Source organism: Caballeronia sp. PC1, assembly GCF_021353155.1.
Lineage (GTDB): Bacteria > Pseudomonadota > Gammaproteobacteria > Burkholderiales > Burkholderiaceae > Caballeronia > Caballeronia cordobensis.
In genome coordinates this window covers 2,040,283-2,067,256 of the sequence record NZ_JAJUBH010000001.1, presented here as the reverse complement: position 1 = coordinate 2,067,256, position 26,974 = coordinate 2,040,283, and the positions used below count along the sequence as shown (strand labels likewise).

The 26,974-nt window shown below is 64.5% G+C and carries 21 protein-coding genes; 10 read left to right on the top strand and 11 right to left on the bottom strand.

Annotated features, from left to right (window positions below; genetic code table 11):
• Positions 1 to 36: 36 nt before the first annotated feature.
• The 5 genes from LY284_RS09960 to LY284_RS09940 all read left to right on the top strand — a co-directional run bounded on the left by LY284_RS09960 (position 37) and on the right by LY284_RS09940 (position 4,632).
• The gene (locus LY284_RS09960) at positions 37 to 975 is read left to right on the top strand and encodes a carbohydrate ABC transporter permease (protein WP_014190578.1); all 939 of its coding nucleotides are present in this window, start codon (positions 37 to 39) and stop codon (positions 973 to 975) included.
• On the top strand, positions 972 to 1,823 hold the full coding sequence (locus LY284_RS09955) for a carbohydrate ABC transporter permease (RefSeq protein WP_014190579.1): 852 nt from the start codon (positions 972 to 974) through the stop codon (positions 1,821 to 1,823). Before LY284_RS09960 ends, LY284_RS09955 begins: the two co-directional genes overlap by 4 nt.
• A 10-nt stretch (positions 1,824 to 1,833) precedes the next feature.
• Entirely contained in the window at positions 1,834 to 2,562 is a 729-nt protein-coding gene (locus tag LY284_RS09950) for an HAD family phosphatase (RefSeq protein WP_014190580.1), read from the top strand.
• The gene (locus tag LY284_RS09945; protein ID WP_045450387.1) at positions 2,555 to 3,691 is read left to right on the top strand and encodes an ABC transporter ATP-binding protein; all 1,137 of its coding nucleotides are present in this window, start codon (positions 2,555 to 2,557) and stop codon (positions 3,689 to 3,691) included. Before LY284_RS09950 ends, LY284_RS09945 begins: the two co-directional genes overlap by 8 nt.
• A gap of 89 nt (positions 3,692 to 3,780) precedes the next feature.
• The gene (locus tag LY284_RS09940; RefSeq protein WP_045450388.1) at positions 3,781 to 4,632 is read left to right on the top strand and encodes an MOSC domain-containing protein; all 852 of its coding nucleotides are present in this window, start codon (positions 3,781 to 3,783) and stop codon (positions 4,630 to 4,632) included.
• A gap of 6 nt (positions 4,633 to 4,638) precedes the next feature.
• Here the strand turns inward: LY284_RS09940 and LY284_RS09935 are convergent, their stop codons facing one another.
• The 3 genes from LY284_RS09935 to dalD form a co-directional block, all read right to left on the bottom strand.
• A complete protein-coding gene (locus tag LY284_RS09935) occupies positions 4,639 to 5,586 on the bottom strand; it encodes a sugar-binding transcriptional regulator (RefSeq protein WP_014190583.1) in 948 nt (315 codons plus the stop codon).
• A 709-nt stretch (positions 5,587 to 6,295) separates the two neighbouring features.
• Positions 6,296 to 7,777 carry a xylulokinase gene (gene xylB / locus LY284_RS09930; RefSeq protein ID WP_045450390.1) on the bottom strand — a complete coding sequence of 494 codons (1,482 nt, stop codon included), beginning with the start codon at positions 7,775 to 7,777 and terminating at the stop codon, positions 6,296 to 6,298.
• 180 nt (positions 7,778 to 7,957) lie between these two features.
• Positions 7,958 to 9,337 carry a D-arabinitol 4-dehydrogenase gene (dalD, locus tag LY284_RS09925; protein WP_045450391.1) on the bottom strand — a complete coding sequence of 460 codons (1,380 nt, stop codon included), beginning with the start codon at positions 9,335 to 9,337 and terminating at the stop codon, positions 7,958 to 7,960.
• A 366-nt stretch (positions 9,338 to 9,703) separates the two neighbouring features.
• On the opposite strand from dalD, the gene LY284_RS09920 reads away from it, so the two are divergent.
• A complete protein-coding gene (locus LY284_RS09920; protein WP_014190586.1) occupies positions 9,704 to 11,245 on the top strand; it encodes an FGGY-family carbohydrate kinase in 1,542 nt (513 codons plus the stop codon).
• A gap of 661 nt (positions 11,246 to 11,906) precedes the next feature.
• On the opposite strand, the gene LY284_RS09915 is transcribed toward LY284_RS09920, so the two are convergent.
• Complete coding sequence (locus LY284_RS09915; protein WP_041730162.1) at positions 11,907 to 12,731, bottom strand: EAL domain-containing protein; 825 nt, start codon at positions 12,729 to 12,731, stop codon at positions 11,907 to 11,909.
• Positions 12,732 to 12,986: 255 nt separating this feature from the next.
• Here LY284_RS09915 and hmgA point away from each other — a divergent pair, with 255 nt between their 5' ends.
• Together hmgA and fahA are read left to right on the top strand one after the other, a co-directional pair.
• On the top strand, positions 12,987 to 14,312 hold the full coding sequence (gene hmgA / locus LY284_RS09910; protein WP_045450393.1) for a homogentisate 1,2-dioxygenase: 1,326 nt from the start codon (positions 12,987 to 12,989) through the stop codon (positions 14,310 to 14,312).
• Positions 14,309 to 15,595, top strand: coding sequence for a fumarylacetoacetase (gene fahA, locus LY284_RS09905; protein WP_014190589.1), 1,287 nt, complete (start codon positions 14,309 to 14,311; stop codon positions 15,593 to 15,595). The genes hmgA and fahA overlap by 4 nt, the downstream gene beginning before the upstream one ends.
• 3 nt (positions 15,596 to 15,598) lie before the next feature.
• Here fahA and LY284_RS09900 read toward each other — a convergent pair whose 3' ends face one another.
• Positions 15,599 to 16,744: an MFS transporter gene (locus tag LY284_RS09900; protein ID WP_045450394.1), complete on the bottom strand. Its 1,146-nt coding sequence runs from the start codon at positions 16,742 to 16,744 to the stop codon at positions 15,599 to 15,601.
• A gap of 22 nt (positions 16,745 to 16,766) precedes the next feature.
• Complete coding sequence (locus tag LY284_RS09895; RefSeq protein WP_014190591.1) at positions 16,767 to 17,939, bottom strand: MFS transporter; 1,173 nt, start codon at positions 17,937 to 17,939, stop codon at positions 16,767 to 16,769.
• Positions 17,940 to 18,214: 275 nt separating this feature from the next.
• On the opposite strand from LY284_RS09895, the gene LY284_RS09890 reads away from it, so the two are divergent.
• Positions 18,215 to 18,658, top strand: a complete 444-nt coding sequence (locus LY284_RS09890) for a hypothetical protein (RefSeq protein ID WP_175582448.1) — start codon at positions 18,215 to 18,217, stop codon at positions 18,656 to 18,658.
• On the opposite strand, the gene pdeM is transcribed toward LY284_RS09890, so the two are convergent.
• From pdeM to LY284_RS09870, 4 genes are all read right to left on the bottom strand, one after another.
• A complete protein-coding gene (gene pdeM / locus LY284_RS09885; protein WP_014190593.1) occupies positions 18,621 to 19,316 on the bottom strand; it encodes a ligase-associated DNA damage response endonuclease PdeM in 696 nt (231 codons plus the stop codon). The genes LY284_RS09890 and pdeM overlap by 38 nt on opposite strands.
• 299 nt (positions 19,317 to 19,615) lie before the next feature.
• Positions 19,616 to 22,219: a ligase-associated DNA damage response DEXH box helicase gene (locus LY284_RS09880; RefSeq protein WP_014190594.1), complete on the bottom strand. Its 2,604-nt coding sequence runs from the start codon at positions 22,217 to 22,219 to the stop codon at positions 19,616 to 19,618.
• Positions 22,216 to 23,871, bottom strand: coding sequence for an ATP-dependent DNA ligase (locus LY284_RS09875; protein ID WP_014190595.1), 1,656 nt, complete (start codon positions 23,869 to 23,871; stop codon positions 22,216 to 22,218). Before LY284_RS09875 ends, LY284_RS09880 begins: the two co-directional genes overlap by 4 nt.
• A complete protein-coding gene (locus LY284_RS09870) occupies positions 23,868 to 24,941 on the bottom strand; it encodes a ligase-associated DNA damage response exonuclease (RefSeq protein WP_255724143.1) in 1,074 nt (357 codons plus the stop codon). Before LY284_RS09870 ends, LY284_RS09875 begins: the two co-directional genes overlap by 4 nt.
• 212 nt (positions 24,942 to 25,153) lie before the next feature.
• On the opposite strand from LY284_RS09870, the gene LY284_RS09865 reads away from it, so the two are divergent.
• Positions 25,154 to 25,660, top strand: coding sequence for a hypothetical protein (locus LY284_RS09865; protein WP_014190597.1), 507 nt, complete (start codon positions 25,154 to 25,156; stop codon positions 25,658 to 25,660).
• 108 nt (positions 25,661 to 25,768) lie between these two features.
• On the opposite strand, the gene LY284_RS09860 is transcribed toward LY284_RS09865, so the two are convergent.
• Positions 25,769 to 26,770 (bottom strand): LysR family transcriptional regulator, encoded by a 1,002-nt coding sequence (locus LY284_RS09860; protein WP_014190598.1) that lies wholly within the window; start codon positions 26,768 to 26,770, stop codon positions 25,769 to 25,771.
• Between the last annotated feature and the right edge of the window lie 204 nt (positions 26,771 to 26,974).

Genomic DNA, 26,974 nt, shown 5'->3' with positions numbered 1-26,974 from the left:
TGCGGCCCGCCAGCATCATCATCGAGAGGTGTCACGATGAGTCAACTGAATCCCCCCATCACCGATCATCATCTGGAGGAGTCGGCCGCCGAGCGCGACAAGCGGCGCGCGAAGTCGGTGCGCTGGCTGATCTCGCCCTCGACGGGACTGCTTTTCCTGTGGATGGCCATTCCGCTCGCGATGACGATCTGGTTTTCGTTCTCGCGCTACAACCTGCTGAACCCCGATGTCAAAGGCTTCGCGGGCTTCGATAACTTCGAATTCCTCGTCACCGATCCGGCGTTCGGGCCGTCCATCGGCCATACGCTGACGCTGATCATTTCGGTGCTCGTCATCACGGTCGTGGGCGGCACGCTGCTCGCGGTGTTGTTCGATCGCAAGTTCCTCGGTCAGGGCATCGCGCGGCTGCTCGTGATCGCGCCGTTCTTCGTGATGCCGACGGTCTCCGCGCTGATCTGGAAGAACATGATCCTGCATCCGGTGTACGGCCTGATCGCGGGACTCATGCGCTCGATGGGCATGCAGCCGATCGACTGGTTCGCCGAGTATCCGCTCTTCGCGGTCATCGTGATCGTGGCGTGGCAATGGTTGCCGTTCGCGTTCCTGATTCTCTTCACGGCCATTCAGTCGCTCGATCAGGAGCAAAAGGAAGCGGCGCGCATCGACGGCGCGGGTCCGTTCGCGATGTTCTTCTTCATCACGCTGCCGCATTTGAAACGCGCGATCGCCGTCGTCGTGATGATGGAAACCATCTTCCTGCTGTCGATCTTCGCGGAAATCTATACGACCACCGGCGGCGGCCCCGGCACCGCGACGACGAACCTGTCGTACCTGATCTACGCGCTGGGCCTGCAGCAATTCGATGTGGGTCTTGCGTCGGCGGGCGGCATTCTCGCGGTGATTCTCGCCAATATCGTCGCGTTCTTCCTCGTGAGAATGCTCGCGAAGAACCTCAAAGGGGAGTACGAGTCATGAGCACTCAATCCGTCACAGGCGCGCCGCGAACCTCCGCGCTCGATCACGTGAAGAACATCGTGCCGGGCATCGTCGCGTGGATCGTGTCGATCCTGCTGTTCTTCCCGATCTTCTGGATGACGATCACCGCGTTCAAGACCGAGCAGCAGGCGTATTCGTCGTCGCTGTTTTTCACGCCGACGCTGGATAGCTTTCGCGAAGTGTTCGCGCGCAGCAATTACTTCGGCTTCGCGTGGAATTCGGTGCTGATCTCGGTGGGCGTCACGGTGTTGTGCCTGATTCTCGCCGTGCCGTGCGCCTATGCGATGGCCTTCTTTCCCACGAAGAAAACGCAGTCGGTGCTGCTGTGGATGCTTTCCACGAAGATGATGCCGTCGGTCGGCGTGCTCGTGCCGATCTATCTCCTGTGGAAGAACACGGGCCTGCTCGATACGGTGTCGGGACTCGTCATCGTCTACACGCTGATCAACCTGCCGATTGCGGTATGGATGGCCTTCACGTACTTCAACGAAGTGCCGAAGGACATTCTGGAAGCGGGCCGCATCGACGGCGCGACGACCTGGCAGGAGATCGTCTACCTGCTGATGCCGATGGCGCTGCCCGGCCTCGCATCGACGGGTCTGCTGCTCATCATCCTGTCGTGGAACGAGGCGTTCTGGAGCATCAATCTGTCGAGTTCGAACGCGGCGCCGCTCACGGTGTTCATCGCGTCGTATTCGAGTCCGGAGGGCTTGTTCTGGGCGAAGCTGTCGGCGGCGTCGCTGCTTGCGGTCGCGCCGATCCTGATCGTCGGCTGGGTCTCGCAGAAGCAGCTCGTGCGCGGCCTTACGTTCGGCGCGGTGAAGTGAGGGCGCGAGCGTGAATCTCACTCCACTGGAACGGGCCAATCTCGAAGATCGCCTGTTGATCTGCGATTGCGACGGCGTGCTCATCGACAGCGAAGCGGTGGCGGCGCGCATGCTCGTCGCCGAACTGGAAGCCGTGTGGCCGGGCGTCGATGTCGAGCCGGTCGTCATGCCGCTGCTCGGCCTGCGCATCGAGGCGGTGCTCGCGAGCGCCGCCGATACGGTCGGCCGCACGCTGACGCACGATCAGGTCATCGCGATCCGGCGCGCCGTCGAGGCGGCGGCGATCGAGGCGCCGACGGTGCAGGGCATCGCCGAAGCGCTCGCGGCCGTGCCGTTCACCAAGGCGTGCGCGAGCAACAGCTTTTCGACCTATGTCGATGCCGTCCTGCAACGCACCGGCCTCGTGCGCTTCTTCGGCGAGCGCCGCTTTACCGCGGACATGGTCGAAAACCCGAAGCCCGCGCCGGACGTCTATCTCGCGGCGGCGCGCGCGCTGCGCGTCGATCCGCTGCGCTGTCTCGTCGTCGAGGACAGCGTGACGGGCGTCACGGCGGCGAAGGCGGCGGGCATGCCGGTGCTTGGTTTCATCGGCGGCGGGCATGCGACGGAAGGACAGATCGGCGCGCTTCAACGAGCGGGCGCGCAAACCGTATTCGATGACATGACGCGATTGCCTGCGCTCGTCGATCAATGGCTGCAGAACGCGTCGTTCGAAACAGGAGACACACATCATGGCTAGCCTGACCCTGCGCAACATCACCAAGCGTTACGAGGAAACCGAGGTGATGCGCAACATCAACCTCGATATCGACGACGGCGAGTTCGTCGTATTCGTGGGCCCGTCGGGCTGCGGCAAGTCGACGTTGATGCGCATGATCGCGGGTCTCGAAGAGATCAGCGGCGGCGACCTGATGATCGACAACGCGCGCGTGAACGAATTGCCGCCGGCCAAGCGCGGCATCGCGATGGTGTTTCAGTCGTATGCGCTCTATCCGCACATGACGCTCTACGACAACATGGCGTTCGGCCTCAAGCTCGCGGGCGAAAAGAAGCCCGCGATCGACGCCGCGGTGAAGAACGCCGCGAAGATCCTGCATATCGATCATCTGCTCGATCGCAAGCCGAAGCAGCTCTCGGGCGGTCAGCGTCAGCGCGTGGCGATCGGCCGTGCGATCACGCGCAAGCCGAAGGTGTTTCTCTTCGACGAGCCGCTCTCGAACCTCGACGCCGCGTTACGCGTGAAGATGCGCCTCGAATTCGCGCGCCTGCACGACGACCTCAAGACGACGATGATCTACGTGACGCACGACCAGGTCGAAGCGATGACGCTCGCGGACAAGATCGTGGTGCTGTCGGCGGGCAATATCGAGCAGGTCGGCACGCCGAACACGCTGTATCACGCGCCGGCGAACCGGTTCGTGGCGGGGTTCATCGGTTCGCCGAAAATGAACTTTCTGTCGGGCACGGTGGCGAGCGTGCAGAGCGACGGCGTGCTCGTGAAGTACGCGACGGGCGAGACGCAGCTCGTCGGCGTGCTGCCGGGCAATGCCAGGCCGGGCGATGCGGTGACAGTGGGCGTTCGTCCCGAGCACTTGCAGCCGCATTCGACGGAGGCGGGCGACTACGGCCTGTCGGCATCGGCGATGACGGTGGAGACGCTCGGCGATGCCGCGTATCTGTATGCCGAAACCGAAGTCGCGCCCGATGGCCTGATCTCGCGCATTCCGCCGCTCGAAAAGCACGCGCGCGGCGAGAAGCTGAAGCTCGGCGCGGCGCCGGATCATTGTCATCTGTTCAACGCGGAAGGGCAGGCGTTCACGCGCAAGGTCGTCGATTCGTGGCAGCGGGAGCATGCGACGGCGGCCTGAGGCTTTTTTGCGAGTTCGTTCAGAAGCGCGATAATCGCGGTTCGACCGGCCACACGCGATGGCCGGCGCCCCTCCCACACGATATCGCCATGCCCGTCCTGAACGAACTCTTCGTCTATCCGATCAAGTCCTGCGCGGGCGTGCGGCTGCACCGCGCGACGCTCTTCGACACCGGCCTGGAATACGACCGTCACTGGATGGTGACGGACGCGCAAGGTGGCATGTTCACGCAGCGCGCGCATGCGCGCATGGCGCTGATCAGGACCGCGTTCGACGGCGACGATCTCTTGATCGATGCGCCCGGCATGCCGACGCTGCGAACGCCCCTGCGGGCCGAAGCGCTCGCGGATGCGAGGCCGATGCGCGCGACCGTCTGGCGCGATACCGTCGATGCGCTCGACACCGGCGATCACACCGCGCAATGGTTCACCGCGTTCCTCGGCCTGCCGGCGCGTCTCGCGCGTTTTTCGCCGGCGTCGCGCCGCGATGTCAGCGACGAATGGACCGCGCCGCTCGCCGCGCACACGCGTTTCGCCGATCAGTTTCCGCTGCTCGTGGTCGGCCAGTCGTCGCTCGACGATCTCAACGCGCGCCTTTCGGCGAAGGGCGCACCGGGCATCGTGGCGAATCGCTTCCGGCCGAATCTCGTGATCGGCGGGCTCGATGCCTACGAAGAAGATTATGTGGGCGAGATGCGCATCGGCGACGTGCATGTGCGCCTCGTGAAGCTGTGCACGCGCTGCCCGATTCCGACGATCGATCAGGACACGGGCGCGCCGAATCCGTCGTGGCCACACGAACCGCTCGACACGATGGCGGCGTACCGCGGCAGCGAGCAGTTCGACGGCGCGCTGACGTTCGGCAAGAACGCGATCGTCGTGAAAGGCGAGGGCGTCGCGCTGGAAGTCGGGCAGGATGTGGAAGCCGAAATCGACTTCTGAGCGCGGCTACGCTTCGAGCGCCGCCTTCGCGCACAACTCGTCGGTCACGAGCCCCGACAGCCATTGCCCGTTCAACGCCGCGATCAGCGCCTCGCGCTTGCGCTCACCGCCTGCAAAGCCGATCGTCGGGCGTTTGGGCGGCGAATCGAGCGCGAGGCTCGTCGCGCGCGAGCCGGTTTTCGACTGCACGCGGCGGCCGTTCGCATCGATCGGCAGCCCGAGCCATTCGGCCACCGCGCCCGCCGACATCAGCTCGTCGACTTCCGCGCGCGTGATGAAACCGTCCTCGTGCAGCGGACAGTTCACGCCCACATTGCCGATGCCGACGAAGGCCACGTCCGCCTGCTTCGCGAGTTCATCGACGATGCGATACAGGCGGTGATTGACCCATTGCGCGCGCTCCGCGACGCTGTCGGCCATGAGCGGCGCGGGCAGCATGAAGTGCTTGCCGCCGGTTTTCTCCGATAGCTGCTGTGCGACGTCATAGCGATTCGACGAGCCGTCCTGCGCGATTGCGCCGACCATCGACACGAAGCGATGCTGCGGCCGGTCGAGCTGCCCGATCTGCGCGACGCAGGCCTTGAGCGTGCGCCCGCTGCCGATCGACACGACGATCGGCTTTTCATCGACGAGATAGCGTTCCATCACCTGCGCGCCGGCCACCGCGAGCTTGCGATCGACCTGTTCCGGCGCGTCGCCGTCGATGGGCACGACTTCGCACATCGCGAGGCCGTAGCGGTCGCTGAGCGCCTTCGCGAGCGACAGACAATCGGCGATGCGATGATCGACGCGCACGCGGATCAGGTTCTTCTCGACCGCGAACGCGACGAGGCGCTGCGCCACCGGGCGCGAGATCTGGAGCTTTTCGGCGATCTCGTTCTGGGTGTTGCCGGCGACGTAGTAGAGCCACGCTGCGCGGGTTGCGAGGTCGAGTTTTTCGGTGGATTTGGGCACTTTGGTTGCTTTTTTTGCTTTCGCTTGTTGTATCGCCGGATCCCGGATTCGTGTTGGTCTATTAGCACTGCCCCTCCCCGGGGCGGGGGTAACTTTCTTTGCTGCTGCAAAGAAAGTCACCAAAGAAAGCAGCTTTGTCACCGCCCGCGGTCACACGCACGTTGGCCACTTTTCTCCTCGCGGAACGGCACTCGCCTAAGTGTCGCCCCCAAAGGACCCATCGGGCGTGGATCGCGCACGGTCCGTCACATCGCACCACTCAACAAACTGGTACAGCCATTTCAAGCTCCAGCCCGCTTCGCGGCCGATGGGTAAATCGGGTTTGCGCGGGTCCGCGCGCTTCTCCCTCGGTTTCCCTCGCATACCTCACGGCAGCGCGTAGCGCTGTGCCGGAGCTTTTTCGTGCTGAACCGGCGCGCTTAGAGCTATGGCGTGTCAGATCGTGCGCGATCCACGCCCGGTTCGGCGATGGGGGCACTCGCTACTCTGGGTTCCATTCAGCCAATCGCCTGTGCCGGGGCCGGCGTGAAGCACTTTGGATGGGGAAAGCTGCTTTCTTTGGTGACTTTCTTTGCAGCAGCAAAGAAAGTTACCCCCGCCCCGGGGAGGGGCAGTGCTAAAAAACCGACGCGACTACAAGTTCCATAGAAGCCCACGCAAAAGCGCACGCAACCCCCACCCCTAATAGAAGCCCACGAAACCCACAAAATCAAGCCAACCTCGGCCGCGCCGAATCAAACAACGGCCTCACATGCTGATACAGCTCCCTGAACCCTTTCAACCGCTGCCGCAACACCTCATGCCGCGCCGCATCCGGCGTGAACTCCTGCTTGATCTCGGGCTTGGCGAGCACCGTCGCCGGATCGCCCCCGGCTGCGAGCCACCCGAGCCGCGCCGCCCCCAGCGCCGCGCCCGTTTCGCCGCCGCCATGCGTGCGTGTCGGGGTATCGAAAGCATCGGCGAACATTTGTGCCCAGTAGGCGCTGCGCGCACCGCCGCCGAGCATCGACAAGGCATGCGCCTGCGTGCCCGCCGATTCGAGCGCATCCAGCCCGTCCGTCAGCGAAAGCGTCACGCCTTCGAGCACCGAATAACCGAGCAGCGCGCGATCGGTCGCGTGCGTCATGCCGAAAAACACGCCCTGCGCGTACGGATCGTTGTGTGGCGTGCGTTCGCCGCTCAGATACGGCAGAAAGAGCGGCGCGGAGGGCAGCGCATCCGGAGGCAGAGCCTCGATTTCGGCGAGCAGCGTCGGTTCGTCGGTCGATGTCAGCTTGCACACCCAGCGCAGGCAACTCGCCGCCGACAACACCACGCTCATCTGATGCCAGCGATCCGGAATCGCGTGGCAGAACGCATGCACGGCGGATGCCGGATTCGGCCTGAAACGGTCGCCGATCACGCACAGCACGCCCGATGTGCCGAGCGACAGGAAGCCGTCGCCGGGGTCCGTCGCGCCGATGCCCACCGCGCTCGCGGCATTGTCGCCGCCGCCCGCCGCGACGATCACGCCATCGCGCAAGCCGAACTCGCGCGCCAGCTCCGCACGCAATGTGCCCGAAGGCGCGCTGCCTTCGGCGAGGGAGGGCATCTGCTGGCGCGACATGCCGCACGCGGCGAGCAGCTCGTCGGACCAGTCGCGGCGCGCGACATCGAGCCAGAGCGTGCCGGCGGCATCCGATGGATCCGACACCTTCGTGCCCGTCAGATGCATGCGCAGATAATCCTTCGGCAGCAGCACGCACGCGGTCTGATTGAAGATGTCAGGCTCGTTGTGCGCGACCCACAGCAGCTTCGGCGCGGTGAAACCGGGCATCGCCAGATTGCCGGCGATCTGGTGCAGGTTCGGCGCGCGCTCGTAAAGCTCCGTGCATTCCTTGTCGCTGCGCATGTCGTTCCAGAGGATCGCGGGGCGCAGCACGTTGTCGTGCGAATCGAGCAGCACCGCGCCGTGCATCTGCCCTGACAGGCCGATGCCGCGCACTTGAGCGAACTCGTTGGGAAACTTCTCGCGCAGCTTGAAGAGCGCCGCGCGCGTGCCTTCCCACCAGTCGAGCGGATTTTGCTCGGACCAGCGCGGCTTCGGACGCGATACGGTGAATGGCGTGCCCGCCGTGCCGATCACGGCGCCATCGCCGGCGAGCAGCAGAACTTTCACTTCGGACGTGCCGAGGTCGATGCCTAAGTACATGACCAAACCTTTAGTCGTTGCGGGAGTGAAGCCCAGCGAAACACAGAGTGAGCCGGTGCGGCGAGAGGCGCTAATTTAACGCCACGCGGCGCGCCGCGCCATGAGCACATTACCCGAGCGGCGCGGCTTGCGGTTCACGATTACGCTGAGCGCGGCGATAACGGCCCGCTTATGTCGTGCTTATGGCCGATTCCTGAGCCACGCATCGACCTTCGCGATCGCGTTGCGCATCACGCGTTCGAGCCCTTCGGTCTGCGCCATGCTGCCCCACAGGAGCTTGTCGCCGGTGAACGCCTTGATCGGATCGGGCGCGGTGGAAAAGCCATGCGCGACGGCCGGGTCCATCACGCCATCCTGATACGCATAGGGCAGCTTGCCTTCGTGCCATCGTTCGAGAAAGCGAAAGAAGAGCGCTGGCAGGATCGCGGTCGATTCGGGATCGACGCCGCGCGCGAAACATTCCGAGAGCGTCGGCGCGATAAAGCCCGGCAGCTTCGAGAAGCCATCGGCCGCGACGCGCTGGTTCGTATCCTTGATATACGGATTGCTGAAGCGGTCGAGCACGACGTCGCGATACTTCGCGAGATCGATCGGGCTCGGCGTGAGGCATGGAATGACGTCGTCGGTGACGTAGGCGTCCGCGAGCGCGCGAATCTCCATGTCCTGCGTGCCTTCGTGAATATATTGAAGGCCGACGAGCGTGCCCGCCCACGCGATGCAGCTATGGCTCGCGTTGAGGATGCGGATCTTCGCCTCTTCGTACGGATGCACCGATTCCACCATCTCCGCGCCGACCCGCTCCCACGCGGGCCGCCCGGCGATGAAACTGTCTTCGATGACCCACTGGATGAACTTTTCGCCCATCACCGGCGCGCGGTCGTCGAAGCCGGTCGCGGCCTTCACGCGTTCGGCGACATCGGGCGTCGGACGCGGCGTGATGCGATCGACCATCGCGTTGGGGCACGACGTGTTCGCGATCATCCAGTCGCGCAGCGCCGTCTCGCCGCGCCGTTGCAGGAACTCGAGCATGCCCGCCTTGAAGCGATCGCCGTTGCTGCGCAGGTTGTCGCAGTTTTGCAGCGACACCTTGCCCGCGCCGTTTTTCATGCGCGCATCGAGGATCGCGGCGAGCGCGCCGTAGATCGTGTTTTTCGAACCTTTGAGATCGGCGGCGAGATCGGCGTTGGCGGTATCGAGCTTGTCGTGCTCGTCGAGGTAATAGCCGCCTTCCGTGACGGTGAAGGAGACGATCTTCGTTGTCGGGTCCGCGCCCACGGCGATGAGCTCGGCCAGATCTGCCGACCACGGCACGACCTTCTTGATCGCGCGAACGGTTTCGTACTCGCGCTCGCCTTGGGGCGTGACGGTTTCGAGCGTGTATTCGCCATTTTGCGCGGCAAGCGCGTCGAGCACGGCGTTCATGTCGCCGCGAATATTGCCGACGGCGAGCGACCAGCTCGTGTCGCCCGACTCGTTCAGTCGATGCAGGTACCACGCCTGATGCGCGCGATGAAAAGACCCGGCGCCGATGTGCAGGATCACGTTGGCTTCGCTAGTCATGTCGTCTCTTCCTCTGATTGGCTGTGCGCCCGTTCTGTGCGGACGGCGGTTCGCATCGACGCAAGAGGGCGGTCAAAGCGGATGAATGAACATTTGCTCGTTCGATGGTCGAATGATCGTATTCGTTCCGGGGAAAGTCAAGGCGCGGCGATGCGGGCGGGCGTCCCGCGATGCGGCGCAATTCGCGCGCCGCGTGGCATCCGATTGCGAAGCAGGTGCGCGACCGAGCGGCGTTGCACCGCACCAACTGCAGCGACGGATGCGGATCGGGAATAACCCGAATAGGCAAGCTATCGGCCATTGAACGAAGGTGCGTGGGCCAGTATTTCAACGATAGGCGCAAAAAACAGCCCGCGGGAGACAGACATGGATTACGTGATCGGCATCGACATCGGCACGCAGAGCACGAAGGCGTTGCTCGTCGATACGAACGGCGCGATCGTCGCGCAGCATTCGAGTGCCTACCATCCCGATACGCCGAAGCCTTTGTGGGCCGAGCAATGGCCATCGGTCTGGTTCGACGCCGTGACCGCGTGCATCGCGGGCGTGGTGTCGAAGGCACGCGAGAAGGGCGTTGCCGCGAGCGATGTGAAGTCGCTTTGCGTGAGCAGTCTTTACGGCGGCTCGGGCATTCCCGTCGACGAGCACATGGAGCCGCTGTATCCGTGCCTCATCTGGATGGACCGGCGCGCGACGGCGGAGGTCGACTGGGTGCGCGCACACGTCGACATGACGCGGCTCGCGGCCATCACGGGCAATGGCGTGGACAGCTATTACGGCTTCACGAAGATGCTCTGGCTGCGCAACAACCGGCCGGACGTGTGGACGAAAACGCGTCATTTCCTGCCGCCCAATGCGTTCGTGATTCAACGCCTGACGGGCGAGCTTGCCGTCGATCACAGTTCGGCGGGCAACCTGGGCGGCGTGTACGACGTCGCAAACCGCGCCTGGTCGCACGAGGCGCTCGACATGCTCGACATTCCCGTATCGATGATGCCGGAGCGGCTCGTGGAGTCATCGGACGTGGTGGGTGGGCTCTTGCCGCAATGGGCCGATGCGCTTGGACTTGCCGCGGGCACGCCGGTGGTCGCGGGCGGCGTCGATGCGGCTGTCGCGACGTTCGCGGCGGGCGTCACGAAGGCGGGTCATCATGTCGCGATGATCGGCACGAGCATGTGCTGGGGTTACATCAACCAGAGCGTCGATGCGAGCCACGGACTCGTGTCGATGCCGCACGTCTACAACGGCAAGCGCGATCTCTACGTGTTTGGCGGCGCGAGCACGGCGGGGCAGTGTGTCGCGTGGTATCGCGATCAGTTCTGCGAAGGTGAGATCGCGGCGGCGAAGACGATGCCGCATGGCGATCCGCATCGGTTGCTGGAAGAGGCGGCGTCGAAGGTCGCGGCGGGTTCGGATGGCGTCGTGTTCCTGCCTTATCTGATGGGCGAACGCAGCCCGGTCTGGGATGCGCGCGCGTCGGGCACGTTCGTCGGATTGAATCTGTTTCATACGCGTGCGACGCTGTATCGCGCGGTGCTCGAAGGCGTCGCGTTCGCGTTGAAGCACAACATGGAGGCGGGTCGGCGTGGCGCGCAATCGCTCGATGACCGGTTGATCGTCGTGGGCGGCGCGGCGCATTCGGATCTCTGGATGCAGATCATCGCGGATGTGACCGGGTATCCGGTGTTGTCGATCGAGCAGGATGTCGAGGCGGCGATGGGGGCTGCGTTGTTGGCTGCGTTGGGGGTTGGGCTGGTTTCTGCCGAGACGGCTGAGGGAGGATGGGTGACGCTCGTGGAGCGGGCTCTGCCGGATGCAGAGCGGCAACGGGTTTATGCGGAGCGGTTTGCGGTTTATCTGGAGGTTTATCCGGCATTGAAGACGGTGATGCATCGGTTGAGGGGGTGATGGGGTTTGGTTTTTTGCTTTTTGTTTTTTGCTTTTTGCCGGATCCCGGATTCGTGTCGGTCTATTAGCACTGCCCCTCCCCGGGGCGGGGGTAACTTTCTTTGCTGCTGCAAAGAAAGTCACCAAAGAAAGCAGCTTCGTCACCGCCCGCGGTCACACGCAGTTTGGCCACTCTTCTCCTCCAAGGCGGTACTCGCCTAAGTGTCGCCCTCGAAGGACCAAGCGGGCTTGGATCGCGCACGGTCCGTCACATCGCACCACTTAATACGTTGGTACAGCCATTTCAAGTTCCAGCCCGCTTCGCGGCCGACGGGAAGAGCGGGTTTGCGTGCGCCTTCGTGTTCCGTTGGTTTCCCTCGCATACCCCACGGCAGCGCGTAGCGCTGTGCCGAAGCTATTTCGTGCTGAACCAGCGCGTTTAAAGTTATGGCTTGTCAGACCGTGCGCGATCCAAGCCCGATTGGGCCTATGGGGGCACTCTTTAGGCGAGGGCCGTTCCCCGAGGAGAAAAATGGCCAACGTGCGTGTGACCGCGGGCGGTGAGAAAGCTGCTTTCTTTGGTGACTTTCTTTGCAGCAGCAAAGAAAGTTACCCCCGCCCCGGGGAGGGGCAGTGCTAATAAACCAACAACAAAACGGGATCCGGCTAAACAAAAAACCCCCTACCGAACCTGCAAACTAGGATGCGCATCAAACACCGGCCCCTGCACAAAATGCACATCAAACTGCTGAAGCGCATTAAACATCGCCTCGTCGCAGACATTAGAGAAAATGAGCGGGATCTTCAACCGATGCGCATACCCCACGAGATGCTTCACGACAGAATCCCGTAAAGCCGCCCCCGCATCCATCTTGATGAAATCGAGCCGCGCCATATCCGACACCGCCATGATCTGCCCGGCATTCGGCAGATTCCCGGCCACCTTGAAGCCGTAATGCTGATAGCTCTTGGTGAGATACCCAAGAAACGTCTTGTGTGCCACCGCCGCCGCAGGCAGTTCGATCACCACACGCGACGGACTCATGCCGAACTCCATCAGCACGGAAGAAAAATGCAGCCCGTGATCGTACTTCACGCTCTTCAAAAGCCGCTCATGCACGCGCAAGAACAACAACCCAGGCAGATGCGGCCCGAAGAAATTGAACGCATGCAGCGCCCGCGATAACCGGTCGAGCACGACCAGCTCGCGATCATCCTCCAGTTGCCCGAACGGATCGCGCGGCGCATCGCCTTGAATGAGCGTCAGCGCCTGCACGCCGAGTTCGTCGCCGAAACGCTCGGCGCTCTCCGGCGACGCGCTCAAGGTCTGCGGAAAGCTATGCGTGCCGACATCGAAGATCGGCTCGTACGCGCTCGATATGCACAAGTCGCGGTAATGCGCGACAGCCTGCCCCGCATGCTCGTTTTCTCCAAGCACGACATGCGCGCCAAGAAACGGATGCTTCGCGGCGCGGGCGACGAGTTCAGGCAAGGAAGGCGAAATCATGAATGGAGCGATCGGGTTCGCAGGGCATGCCGTACCGGGCAATTTTCATTGGAATGGGTCGATGGTAACAGCGCGAAACACCGCGTCCAGCACCAAATTCACATATTGATATGCCCGGACGAGGCCGTCGATTAAGGGTTTACGATGAATTTCACTAATCGTAATTGGTTTTACTATGCGTAAAATGTCGCGACGAGAGGCCGCACGCTGCTTCGTCGCTCCGATCTGCCGTTCTTTTCGTCGAGGATTTCGACCATGCCCACGTTCGAGACGCACACGGACGCCAATCAGCACTATCAATCCGGCTTCGCCAACGACTTCGCCACCGAGGCGCTGCCGGGCGCGCTGCCGATCGGCCGCAACTCGCCGCAGCGCGCGGCCTACGGGCTCTATGCGGAGCAATTGTCGGGCTCGGCCTTCACCGCGCCGCGCGCGCACAATCGCCGCTCGTGGCTCTATCGCATCCGGCCGGCAGCGGTGCACAAGCCGTTCACGCAGATCGGACGCGGCAAGCTCGTCGCCAACTTCGCCGACGTGCCGCCGACGCCGCCGAATCAGCTGCGCTGGGACCCGCTGCCGATGCCCGCCGCGCCGACCGATTTCATCGACGGCTGGGTGACGATGGCAGGCAACGGCGCCGCCGAATCGATGACCGGTTGCGCGATCCATCTCTACGCCGCGAACCGGTCGATGCAGGACCGCTTCTTCTACAACGCCGACGGCGAATTACTGATCGTGCCGCAGCAAGGCCGGCTCGCGATCTTCACGGAACTCGGCAAGCTCGATATCGAGCCGTACGAAATCGCCGTGATTCCGCGCGGCGTGCGCTTTTCGGTGGCGCTGCCCGACGGCGAAGCGCGTGGCTATATCTGCGAGAACTTTGGCGCGCTGCTGCAACTGCCGGATCTCGGCCCGATCGGCTCGAACGGGCTCGCGAATCCGCGCGACTTCCTCACGCCGAACGCGGCGTATGAAGACCGCGAGGGCAAGTTCGAGCTCGTCACGAAGATGAACGGCGTGCTCTGGCGCGCGGATATCGGCCATTCGCCGCTCGATGTCGTCGCGTGGCACGGCAACTACGCGCCCTACAAGTACGACCTGCGCCACTTCAACACCATCGGCTCGATCAGCTACGACCATCCCGATCCGTCGATCTTTCTCGTGCTGCAATCGCCGAGCGACACGCCGGGCGTCGATACCATCGACTTCGTGATCTTCCCGCCGCGCTGGCTCGCCGCCGAGGATACGTTCCGCCCGCCGTGGTTCCATCGCAATGTCGCGAGCGAGTTCATGGGCCTCGTGCACGGCGTCTACGATGCGAAGGCGGAAGGCTTCGTGCCGGGCGGCGCGAGCCTGCACAACTGCATGTCGGGACACGGGCCGGACGCGGAGACGTTCGAGAAGGCATCGAACATCGATACGACGAAGCCCGCGAAAGTCGACGCCACGATGGCCTTCATGTTCGAGACGCGCACGCTCATCAAACCGACGCAGTTCGCGCTCGAAACCGCGCAACTGCAAGCCCATTACTACGAGTGCTGGCAAGGCCTCGCGAAACATTTCAACCCGGAGCAACGATGAACGACGCGCTCAAAGCCACACTCGCGCCCACTTTGAAAAGCTGGATCGAATCCGCGAACGACCCCGCGAGCGATTTTCCGATTCAGAATCTGCCGTTCGGCATTTTCAGCGACGCGGTGAACCCGCAGGCGCGCGCGGGTGTCGCCATCGGTGACTGGATCGTCGATCTCGCCGCGCTCGAACGCGCCGGCCTCGTGGATGCGCAAGGCACGTTCGACAGGCCGCGCCTGAACGACTTCATCGCGCTCGGTCAGACCACCTGGCGCGACGTGCGTATCGCGCTGTCGGCCTTGCTCGCCGAAGGCAACGCAGCGCTGCGCGACGATGCCGACTTGCGCCGCCGCGCGCTCGTGCCGCGCGCGGATGCGACGATGCATCTGCCGGTCGAGATTCCCGGTTACACGGATTTCTACTCGTCGAAGGAGCACGCGACGAACGTCGGCTCGATGTTCCGCGATCCGAAGAACGCGCTGCTGCCGAATTGGTCCGAGTTGCCCGTCGGCTATAACGGGCGCGCGTCGTCGGTCGTCGTGAGCGGCACGAAGGTGCGCCGTCCGAACGGCCAGATCAAGCTGCCAAACGACGAGCGGCCGGTCTTCAGCGCGTGCCGCAAGCTGGATATCGAACTGGAGACGGGCTTCATCGTCGGGCGTGGCAATGCGCTTGGCGAGCCGATCGCGTGCGAGGATGCCGAGGCGCATATCTTCGGCATGGTGCTGCTGAACGACTGGAGCGCGCGCGATATCCAGCAATGGGAATACGTGCCGCTCGGGCCGTTCAATTCGAAGGGTTTCGCGACGACCATCTCGCCGTGGATCGTGACGCTCGACGCGCTCGAACCGTTTCGCACCGCCACGCCCGCGCAGGATCCGCAGCCGCTCGCCTATCTGCGTCACGCAGGCGATCACGCGTTCGACATCGAGCTGGAAGTCGCGCTGCGTCCGGAAGGCGCGCGACGGGCGACGACCATTTCGCGCACCAATTTCAGGCTGATGTACTGGTCGATGGCGCAGCAGCTCGCGCATCACACGGTCGGCGGCTGCAATACGCGCGTCGGCGATCTGATGGGCTCGGGCACGATCAGCGGACCGACGCCGGATTCGTGCGGCAGCCTGCTCGAAAGCACCTGGAACGGCCAGCGGCCGCTCAAGCTGGAAGAGGGCGGCGAGCGCGCGTTCCTGCAGGACGGCGATGAAATCACTCTGCGCGGATGGTGCCAGGGCGAAGGGTATCGCGTCGGCTTCGGCGAGTGCGTCGGGGAGATACTGCCGGCACGCGCTTGACGCTCACGCGGCGGCGCGCCTTTCCCACCACGCCGCGACGAGAAACGCGCACGCCGCCGCCGTCAGCACGCCGATGAGTGCATCGGCGCCGACGCGCTCCATCAGCGTGCCCGCGACGATCGGCCCGCCGAAGCTCGCGACGCTCCACGACGCGCCGACGATTGCCGTCGCGGAAACGAGCGTCGGCCCGCGAAAGCGTTCGCCGCACGCGACGATCGACAGCGTGTAGACGCTGCCCGCCGCCGCGCCGATGACGAACAGCAGCGGCCAGCAGATCCACGGATGCGCGACGGCCCACGGCAGAAGCGGCAACAGCAGCGCCGTAACGACGCCCGCGCCCGCGTGCACCTTCGCGCGCCCGATGCGATCGGCGAGCCAGCCGATCGGGAATTGCATCGTCGTGTCGCCGAGCAGGATCGCCGATGCGAACAGCACGCCGGCTTCCTCGCCAATGCCGTGCGACATCGCGAAGAGCGGCATCAGCGAGAGCGCGAGCGTGTCGAAGAGCGCGAAAAAGCCCGTGCCGATCACGAGCGCGGGCATGCGCGGCAACACGCTGCGCCAGTCGCCGTGCTCGCCTTCACCGGCTGCCAGTGCGTGCGGCGCGCCGCGTATCGTCGCGAGCGCGGGCAGCGCCAGCAGAAAGATCGCGCCGCAGATCGCAAAGCGCATCGACGGCAATCCGCCGATTGCCGTGATGAGCACGGGACCCGTCATCTGAAAAAGCGTGAAGTTGGTCGCGTAGATGGCGACGACGCGGCCGCGCGTCGAATCGTCGGCGAGCTGCGTGACCCACGCCTCGCCGATGGTGAACAGCAGCATCAGCGCGCCGCCGCACAGAAAGCGCAGCACGGCCCACAGCCATAGATTCGCGGTGAACTGCATCGCGATGGTCGACAGCGCCGCGACGATCACCGTGCCGACGATCGTCTCACGCGCGCCGAGGCGCTGCGCGGCGCGGCTCGCGAACGGCGCCACGGCGAGGCCGCCGCCCGCCTGCATCGCCGTCATCAGGCCGATGAGATCGTTCCCGTGCCCCGCCTGCGCGAGCGCGAGCGCGGTGAGCGGCAAGGTCGCGCCGAGCCCCAGCCCGACCACCGCCACGCTCAGGATCAGCGCAAGAAAGTCCCGCGAGAGAATGCCCTTCATCCACCGCACCACATCGTCGAAATCAGGCAGTTTGCCCGATCGACATACGGCGCGCGCGCTTATCGAGCGTCGCCGAGAGCAGCGTGAGGCCGAACGCGCTCGCCGCCATCAGAATGCCGACCCACGGCAGCGACGTGAGCGGTGCGCCCGCGCCGATCACGCAGCCGCCGAGCCACGCGCCCGTGGCATTGCCGAGGTTGAACGCGCCCTGGTTCAATGTCGATGCGAGATTCGGCGCATCGCTCGCGCGGTTCACGATCAGCATTTGCAGCGGCGGCACGATCGCGAACGCGAGCACGCCCCAGAAGAAGATCGTGATCATCGCGGCGACGGGCTCGTGCATCGTGCCCGCGAAAATCGTCAGGATCACGACGATCGCCAGCAGGAACGAGAGCAGCGAGCGCAGCAGCTTCCAGTCCGCGAGCTTGCCGCCGAGCGTGCTGCCGACCGTGAGACCGAGGCCGAACAGCAGCAGCACGTACGTGACCGCGTGCGGCGTGAAGCCGGTCACGTCTTCCAGAATGGGCGTGATGTACGTGAACACCGAGAACAGGCTGGCCGAGGCGAGCACGCTGATGCCGAGCACCATCAGCACTTGCGGATTCTTGAGCACGTCGAATTCGCGCAGGATGCTGGTGTCCTGCATCTCGATGTGCTTCGGCAGGCACACGTGCAGCGCGCCCGCCGCGAGCAGGCCGATCAGCGTGACGACCCAGAAGGTCGAGCGCCAGCCGGCCGCCTGCCCGAGCGCGGTGCCAAGCGGCACGCCGAGCACGTTGGCGAGCGTGAGCCCGGTGAACATCAGCGCGATGGCCTGCGCGCGGCGGTTCGGCGCGACGAGGTCCGCCGCGACCACCGAGCCGATGCCGAAGAACGCGCCGTGACAGAACGCGGTGACGATGCGCGCGCCCATCAGCACCCAGTAGTTCGGTGCGAGCGCGCACAGCAGATTGCCGACGATGAACACGCCGATGAGGCTCATCAGCGCCTTCTTGCGCGGCATCTTCGCGGTCACCACGGCGAGAATCGGCGCGCCGATCGTGACGCCGAGCGCGTAGCCGGACACGAGCATGCCCGCCGCCGGAATGGACACCGCGAGATCGCGCGCGACGTTGGGCAGCAAGCCCATGATGACGAATTCGGTCGTGCCGATGCCGAACGCGGCAATGGCGAGAGCGAAAAGAGGCAGGGGCATGGCGGGGACGAGGAAAGTGACGCGCGAGCGCAAGGAAGGCTCGAATTCTACCGAAGTGTCAATATTGATGCTGGTATAAACCCTAATCCCGCTGGCCTGCGCGCCGCCGCGCGCAGAACGGATATTCTTGCGGATGACGCGACCGCGCAGGACTGTTGCCCGCACGTGTCTCCCAAGCGTCAGATGTTTCCGGTAACACACGCGCCGACGCTCATTCCTTGCGCATCGCACATGCCGGGAAGTGTTGGAAAAACGCAGCAAAACCCATGAGAACGATGTCCCTGAAACAACTTTGCCTCACCGCCGCGTTCGCCTGCGCGATGTCGCTGGCCCCGTCGATTCATGCTCAGAGCAGCGAGGCCGGTCCCATCGCCACGAAGGCGGGTACGCTGCATTTCCTGCGCGACGAATCCGGCATGGCGGCGCTCATCGACACGCAGGCGTTCGATCGCTTCGACGCCAAACGCATCGTCCATTTCGACGAAACGTCCGCGACGGGCGACAGCGTCACGCGCATGGTCGTGCAATCCGACGCTGGCCCGCTGCTCTACGATTTCCGCCGCAACCCGCCGCTCGTGCAGCGCATGGGCCAGCGCATGACCGTCAAGCGCGTGTTCTGGCAAGGCGAGGAAGTGGTGATGCAGTCGAATCTCGGCTGGTATGGCTATCAGCGCGGCAAGCTCACGAAGCTGCAATCGACGACGACGATCTATCACTGAGCGCGAATACGCGTTCGCCGGCGATCACGTAGACCGCTTCGCCGCGCGCATCGGCGTTGACTTCGAAGCCGCCCGTGAATGCGCCGAACGCCGGCAGCACGCCCGCGCGCTTGCCGAAGCGAAAGCACGGCAGGCGCGCGCTATCGGTGCGCGTCGCGAGGCGGTACACCGGATGCTCGTGACCGGCGAGCGCGTAAGCGCCATCGACCGTTTGGGGATGATGGCACAGCGCCCACGGTCCGAGCCCATGCGGTTCCTTCACGACATCGACGCCGAAGAGGGCGGGGAGTGCGCCTGCGTGCTTGTCGTGATTGCCTTCGATGAGCAGGAGCCGTATTTCGCGATGCTTCGCGCGCCAGGCGGCGAGGGCGTCGAGCGTTTCGTCCGCGTGTGATTCGCGTGCGTGGAGCAGGTCGCCGAGGAAGGCGATTTGTTCCGGTCGATGTGACGCGACGAGTGCATCGAGGCGGGTGAGGCTTTCGGGGGTTGTGCCGACGGGAACGGGGATGCCTCTTGCTCGGAAAACGGCGTCCTTGCCGAAGTGGGCGTCGGCGATGAAGAGGGTTTTTTCTTGAGGGTCGAAGGCGGCGCGGTCTGCTGACAGCAGCAGCGTGTGGCCGTTCACGTCGATTTTCAAGGATTCAGTGGGTGGGTTCATGTCTGCTGCTGCGGTTTGTCGTGCGTTTTGTTCAGTAGCCGCCTCCCCGGCGGAGGGGTAACTTTCTTTGCTGCTGCAAAGAAAGTCACCAAAGAAAGCAGCTTCTCACCGCCCGCGGTCACACGCACGTTGGCCACTATTCTCCTCGGAGATCGGCCCTCGCCTAAAGAGTGCCCTCACAGGACCAACCGGGCTTGGATCGCGCACGGTCTGTTTCATCGCACCGCTTCACCTTTTGGCGCAGCACGAAATGGCTCCGGCCCGCTTCGCGGCCGAGGGGCTTTTTTTGGTGGGGTTCCTCACCCCTTCGCGGCCTTCTCCAGTTCCGCCAGCATCCTTTCCACGCGATCCGATAGCTTCTCCGTGCTCACCTTCTCCCGCAAGCGCGCGACGATCAGCGGGAACGCAAAAGGCGTCGGCTTCTTCGGGGCGTGGAACGCGAGGCGGCTTTCGTTCATGCGTTCCAGCGCCGCGCGAATACGGCCAAGTTCAAGTTCCTGCAGCATGACTTCCTGATCGGCCTGCGCTAGCAGCAAGTTGTTGCTGTCGTGTTTGCGGAAGACTTCATAGAAGAGCCCGCTCGATGCCTGCAATTGCCGCGCGCTTTTCTGCTGTCCCGGATGCCCCTGATAGATCAGCCCCGACACGCGCGCGATCTCGCGAAAACGCCGCGCCGATAGCTCCGATGCATTCAGGCTCGCGAGAATGTCATGCTCCAGATTCTCCGGCGAGAACAGGCCTTCTTCGATGAGCGTCTCCCAGTCGAAGGGGCGCGCCGACAGCAATTCGAAGCCGTAGTCGTTCATCGAGATGGAGAACGTGCCGGGCTCATCGCGCGCGGCGCGCCAGCCGAGCAGCGAGCCCAGTCCGATATGCGCCATGCGTCCCGCGAACGGATAGCAGAAGAAGTGATGCCCTTCGCGCGAGCGCACCCGCTCCACGACGAGCACGCCCGGCCCCGGCAGCGCGGACCACTTGGCCTGCAGGTCGAGCAGCGGCTTGATCGCGCGCATTTCCGGCTCGTCGTAGATGCCGTCGTTCGCGCGCGCAAGCATCACGAGCGCGGCGTCCGCAAGCTCGGACGATAGCGGCATCTTGCTGCCCGCCCATTGCGGCATCGCGCCGCGCGATGATGTCGCGCGCTTCACGTAAGCGGTCATGTCGCGCACCCGCACGAGTTCGAGCGCGCGTCCGCCGAACGTGAAGACATCGCCGGGCTTGAGACGCGAGATGAACGATTCCTCCATCGCGCCGATTCTCCCGCCGGTCATATACGCGACGCTGATGGTGGCGTTCGCGACGATCGTCCCGACGTTGTTGCGATGCCTGCGCACGAGATCCTCGCGCGGCACGCGATACACGCCGTCATCGTCTTTCACGACGCGATGAAAATCCGGATACGCCCCGAGCGACGCACCGCCGCGCTCGACGAACGCCAGCGCCCAGTCGAACTCACGCTGCGTCAGATCGCGATACGCGTACGCCGTGCGCACTTCGTCGATCATGTCCGCGGGCGTGAAGCCGCCGCCGATCGCGACCGTCACGAGATGCTGCACGAGCACGTCGAGCGGTTTCAACGGCATGTCGCGGCCTTCGATGCGCCGCTCTTCGATCGCCCAGCGCGCCGCCGCCGCTTCGACGAGTTCGAGCGCGTGCGTCGGCACGATCGTCACGCGCGATACGCGGCCCGGCGCGTGGCCCGAGCGTCCCGCGCGCTGCATGAGGCGCGCGACGCCCTTCGGCGAGCCAATCTGGAACACGCGATCCACGGGCAGAAAATCGACGCCGAGATCGAGACTCGACGTGCAGACGACCGCCTTCAGTTGCCCGTTCTTGAGGCCCAGTTCGACCCAGTCGCGTACCTCCTTGTCGAGCGAGCCGTGATGCAGCGCGAGCAGGCCGGCCCATTCCGGGCGCAGCTCCAGCAACGCGCGATACCAGATCTCCGATTGCGAGCGCGTGTTGGTGAAAACGAGCGAGCTTTGCGCGTGGTCGATCTCGTCGGCGACGGGGCCGACTTGCCGCACGCCGAGATGCCCACCCCACGGAAAGCGCTCGATGGTCTCGGGAATCAGCGTATCGACGACGAGCGTCTTCGGCTGCGCGCCGCGAACGACCACCCGCGGCGTTCGCACGGGATAGAGCAGCGCATCGTGCGCGAGCGCGAGATTGCCGAGCGTCGCGGACAAGCCCCAGATTTGCAGATCGGGCCGCCAGTGCGCAAGGCGGGCGATCGCGAGTTGCGTCTGCGTGCCGCGCTTGTTGCCGAGCAGTTCGTGCCATTCGTCGACGACGATCATGCGCAGATGCTTGAGTTCTTCCTGCGCGTTGGCGCGCGTCAGCATCAGCGTGAGGCTTTCGGGCGTCGTCACGAGCGCGGACGGCATGCGGCGGCTCTGGCGTGCGCGTTCCGTCGATGTCGTGTCGCCGGTGCGCAAGCCGACCGTCCACGGCACGTTGAGCGCCGAGACCGCGGCTTGCAGCGCGCGGGCGGTATCGGCGGCGAGCGCGCGCATCGGCGTGATCCAGAGGACGGTCAGCGGCGCGGGCAGTGCGTTCGCTTTGGGCGCTCTGTCGGCGTAGGCCGCGAGCGCGCCGAGCCACACGGCCCACGTCTTGCCCGCGCCGGTCGTGGCGTGCAGCAGGCCGCTTGCGCCGCGCCCGATCTCACGCCACGCCTCGCGCTGGAACTCGAACGGCTGCCAGCCGCGTTCGTCGAACCAGCGATCGATGCGCGCATCGATCGGCTTCGCGGCTTCGTTCGCGTCGTAGGCGAAGGGCGCGGGCGTGAACAGTTCGGCGGCGGAATCGAGCTTCGCCTGGGCGGCGCGCGTTCGCGGGACGCGGCGCGGGCGCGGCGCGCGGCGTCGTTCCTTCGCGGCGGACTCGGGCGCGTCGTTCATGCCGTGGCCTCGTTGAGAAAGCCCTTGAGCATGTCGAGCGTATCGGCGTCTTCGATCTGCTTGTCGGTGCGCCAGCGCAGCATGCGCGGAAAGCGCACCGCGATGCCCGATTTGTGCCGCGGGCTCGCCTGTATGCCTTCGAAGCCGATCTCGAAGACGAGCGTGGGCGTGACGCTCCTTACCGGCCCGAACTTCTCGATCGTCGTCTTGCGCACGATGGCATCGACCTGGCGCATTTCCTCGTCGGTCAGACCGGAGTACGCCTTCGCGAAGGGCACGAGGGTGCGCATGCCATCGGCTTCGTCCCAGACGGCGAAGGTGAAATCGGTGTAGAGGCTCGCGCGCCGTCCGTGGCCGCGCTGCGCGTAGAGCAAAACGGCGTCGATCGCATAAGGATCGATCTTCCACTTCCACCACGTACCCGATGCCTTCGTGCGCCCGACGCCGTACATCGACGCGCGTTCCTTGAGCATGAGTCCTTCGACGCCGCGCGCGCGGCTTTCCTCGCGCAACGCGGCGAGCGCTTCCCAGCCGGATGCAGCGACCATCGGCGATACGCGCAGCACGTCCACGGCGAGCGATGCCGCGAGCGTATCCAGCCGGGCGCGCCGCGCATGCAGCGGCTCGGTGCGCAGATCGCGCCCATCGGCTTCGAGCAGATCGTAGGCGAGCAGCGCGGCGGGCGAATCGGCGAGCACTTTCTTCGTCAGCGACTTGCGCGTGATGCGCGGCTGCAGGCGCGCGAACGGCAAGGGCGCGTCGGCGCCCGGCTCCCACGCGAGAATCTCGCCATCGATCACGGTGCCGTCGGGCAACGCTGCGCCCAGGTTGGCGAGTTCCGGAAAGCGTTCCGTGACGAGATCTTCGCCGCGCGACCAGATCCACACGCGGCCCGCGCGCTTCACGAGCTGCGCGCGTATGCCGTCCCACTTCCATTCGGCGATCCACTCGGATGTCGCGCCGAGCGTCGCCGGATCGGTCTGCAACGGATGCGCGAGGAAGAACGGATAGGGCAGACCGATATCGCTTTCGTGAGGCGTATCGACATCGTCGCCATCGGCCGCGGGCGCGATGAGCCGTAAATAGCGCGCGGCGCTCGGCGTCTGCCGCGAATCGGTCCAGCCGACCATGCGCTGGGCAATGCGTTTGTGATCGACGCCCGCGATCTCGGCCAGCGCGCGCACGACGAGCTGCCGCGCGACGCCCACGCGAAAGCCGCCGCCGATCAGCTTGGTCAAAAGGAAGCGCTCGCTCCAGTCGAGTTCGTCCCAGTACGACAGGAGCCGCTCGCGCAGTTCGACGGGCGACGCGCCGCGCAGCGTGAGCACGCGTTCCTCGATCCATTGCGCAAGTCCGAGCGACGATTCGCCCGACGCCGCCGGCAACACATGCGCGATGGTTTCCGCAAGATCGCCGACCGCCTGATACGACTCTTCGAAGAGCCATTCAGGCAAGCCCGCGCGCTCGCGCGCGAACTCGGCGAGCAGGCGCGTCGGCACCGACTGGCGCGGCTTGCCGCCCGCGAGAAAGTACGACGCCCACGCGGCGTCTTCCGGTGCCGCGCCCGCGAAATACGCGATCAGCGCTTCGAGCTTTTCGTTGGTCGATGTCGTCGCGTCGAGCGCGGTGTAGAGCGTCGCGAAGCGCTTCATGTCGCGGCGCTCCCGGCGCTATCGTCGTTCTGGGCGATGTTGTCCGCTTCGACGGCATCGTCGCCGTATTCGGTCTTGAACGCGCCCGCGTCGAGTCCTTGTTCGCAGAGCCAGCGCACCATCGGCTCGATCTGCCCGTGCGTGACGATCACGCGCTCCGCGCCCGACGCGCCGATCGCGAGTTGCAGGCCGGGCCAGTCCGCGTGATCCGACAGCACGAAGCCGCGATCGACGCCCTTGCGCCGTCGCGTGCCGCGCAGGCGCATCCAGCCGGAAGCGAAGGCGTCGCTGTAATCGCCGAAGCGGCGCATCCATGTGCTGCCTTGCGCGGACGGCGGCGCCACGATCAGCGCGCCCTTGAACGCGGCCTTGTCCTTCGCTGCGATCTCGCCGACGAGGCGCGTGGGCGGCAGCGCGACGCCCGCTTCGCGGTAGGCGCGATTGAGCGGCTCGACCGCGCCGTGGCAAAAGATCGGCCCGATGGCGGCATCGACGCCCGCGAGAATGCGCTGCGCCTTGCCGAACGAATAGCTGAAGAGCACGGACGCGCGTCCTTGCGCGGCGTTGTGCCGCCACCATGCATCGATGCCGTCGAAGACTTCGCGCGCGCTGTCCCATCGATAGATCGGCAGGCCGAACGTCGATTCCGTGATGAAGGTATCGCAGCGCACCGGCTCGAACGGCGCGCAGGTCGGATCGGGCTCGACCTTGTAATCGCCGGACGCGACCCACACGCTCCCCTTGTATTCGACGCGCACCTGCGCCGAGCCGAGCACGTGCCCGGCGGGATGCAGCGACACGCGCACACCGTTCACGACGATGGCTTCTCCGTAGGCGAGGCCCTGCACGTCGATCCCCGGCAATCGCGACAGCAGCACGCCGACGCCCGGTTCGGCCGCGAGATAACGCGCATGGCCAAAGCGCGCGTGATCGGCGTGCGCATGCGTGATGACGGCGCGTTCGACCGGCCGCCAAGGGTCGATATGGAAGTTGCCCGGCACACAGAAAAGACCTTCTGGCCGCGCGACGATGAGATCGGAAGAGGTGTCCACTGATCGTTGGACCGGCATATCGCCGGTTTATGCCGCTCTGTTTGATTCCGGCAACAAAAGCACGCGACGTGCCCGTCATGGCGCTTTCACGAATCGCGGCTAGGGTGTAAAAGTTTAGCTGGCGTTGGCGAGATTATCGGCGGCGATTCAAGAGCGCCGGCCTTTTTGCCGATAGTCGCAGGTATGCGAAACACGCGCGCACGGGGCGCGCGCGCCGCAGTCTTCTACTCATGACGAACATGGACACGATGGTTGCGCCGACCGCCGCAGAAGCGGTCTGGATCGTCAGGCTCCAGAGGCATCAGCAGTATGACTTCGTGCGCCTGAAACGCGTCTTTACCGACCTCGGCTCGCGCCATCAGGTCGTGCTCGTCGACGTGCGAAAGCTGCTCGAGTGCGCCGATCGCGACGACACCGATTATGTGCTCAAAGCCGTCGACGACTGGCACGCGGGCAAGGTGCGCGGTATTCGCGAGTTTCTCGACCCGGATAATCCCCGCGTGCCGGAAATGCCTTACGTGACGATCAGCGTGCGCCGCTCGTCGGGTTTGCTCGGGCTTTTAGGCGTTCATCGCCAAGGGGTCGTCGCGTTTCGCAATGGGCAGCATCGCGCGCGCTATCTGGCTTACGCCGGCGCGTTGTGCATGCCGGTCGAAGTGCACGAGCGCGAGGCGGCGCTTCTGCGCGAAATGTGCGCGGCGCCGGATGCATCGAATTCCGAGTACGGGGAAATTTGAACGCGCCGGGCGGTGCGCGAAAATGAACGGGGCCAGACGGCTACTCGCCGTGCTGGCCCCGAGGCCGGCTGCGCTCAGCCGGCATATAGTGCTTCTGCTGCTCCTACTTTAGTTCGCGGTCGCCGAGGCGCGCATCGCCGTTTGCAAGGGCATCATCTGCTGCGGCAGGGGTTGCCGTACGACATCGTCGGGCCGGGAACTGCTGGCCGCGAATTCCTTGCTTAAATAATCGAGCGCGTAGTCGATGAAATAGCGCGTCTTCGCGGGCAGATATTGCCGGCCGGGATAGACGATGGACACTTTCATGTCGGGGTCGTCGATCGAGTAGTCGTCCAGCAGGCGCACGAGCGCGCCTTCTTTCAGATCGGCGCGCACGATGCCTTCGGGCAGGATCGAGAAGCCCATGCCTTTGAGCGTGGCGAGCCGTACCATCAGGCCGTTGTTGACCGAATAGACCGGCGCGAGCGTGACCTGCTCGGCGGTGCCCAACCGATGCCGGAAGTGCCAGGTCTGGCTGCGAATGTCGTTGGGTAGTCCGACGGACGGCAACGTTTGCAAGTCGCCCGGCGCGGAGGGCATGCCGTGTTCGGCGACAAACGCGGGCGTGGCGATGGGAACGAGCGCGCTGGTGCCGACTGGCCGCTCGATCAACGCCGTGCTCGACACCATGAACGCGGTGACGATGCCCACGTCGTAGCCATCCTCGACAAGATCGACGTGGCGCTCCGCAAGCGTCAGGCGCACGTTGACCCTGGGGAACAGCTTGCGGAAGCCGTCGACGAGCGGCGTCAGCGTGAGCAGCGACAGCGCGCTCGATGCGACCACGCGCAACGTGCCGCTTGGCTCGCCCTCGGTATGCGTGACGGTGGATTCCAGATGGTCCAGCTCTTCCAGAAGCGCGCGGCAGCCCTCGAGATAACGCGTGCCGGCTTCGGTGAGCGAAAGATTACGCGTGGTGCGATTGATCAGTCGTGTGCGCAGGTGCGCTTCGAGCATGGCGATTGCCCGGGTGACCAGCGCATTGGAGACGTCGAGTTGCTGGGCGGCGCGGCGAAAGCTTTCCGTGTCCGCCACCCGCACAAAAACGCGCATTGCGTGGATCTGGTTCATCTTGTTGCCCCTCTCAGTAGTACCAACACATACCGGACCGATGTTCTGTTTCACATGCGAGTGTCCGGTTTTTGAACAACGTGTGAAGTTGATAATATTGATAGCTAAGAAATATTGCAATAAGTAAGTTTGAGGTTGATGAATTTTTTTCCGGATAGCTCACTTTCGCAATAATGCCGGATGATTCTCTCTCATGCCCGATAC